This window comes from Pseudaminobacter soli (ex Li et al. 2025) (assembly GCF_003012705.1).
In the GTDB taxonomy this organism is placed as follows: domain Bacteria; phylum Pseudomonadota; class Alphaproteobacteria; order Rhizobiales; family Rhizobiaceae; genus Pseudaminobacter; species Pseudaminobacter soli.
Map to the genome: position 1 here is coordinate 1 of NZ_PXYL01000082.1, position 354 is coordinate 354.

General features: G+C 70.3%; 1 protein-coding gene. It reads right to left on the reverse strand.

Annotation, left to right across the window (positions count from 1 at the left end; translation table 11 throughout):
* Positions 1-354, reverse strand: a 354-nt coding sequence (locus tag C7I85_RS30335) for a methyl-accepting chemotaxis protein (RefSeq protein WP_245445176.1), incomplete at both ends; no start/stop codon positions are given.

Consider the following 354-nt stretch of genomic DNA (forward strand, 5'->3'; position numbering starts at 1 on the left):
TCTGGCGCGCCAGCGCGTCGGTCTCCTGCGCCAGCGAATGGCTCGCCGCCGTCGATTCCTCGACCATCGCCGCGTTCTGCTGCGTCACCTGGTCCATCTGGTTGACCGCGGTGTTGACCTGGTCGAGCCCGGTCGACTGCTCGTGCGCGCTCGCCGCGATGTTGGTCACCACCGCGTTGATCTCGGCGACCTGGGTCACGATGCGCTCCAGCGCCTGGCCGGTGGCAGCGACCAGCTTGACGCCCTCGCCGACCTGGGTGGTCGAGGCCGAGATCAGGTTCTTGATCTCGCGCGCCGCTTCCGCCGAGCGCTGCGCCAAGGCGCGGACCTCGGAGGCGACGACGGCGAAGCCGC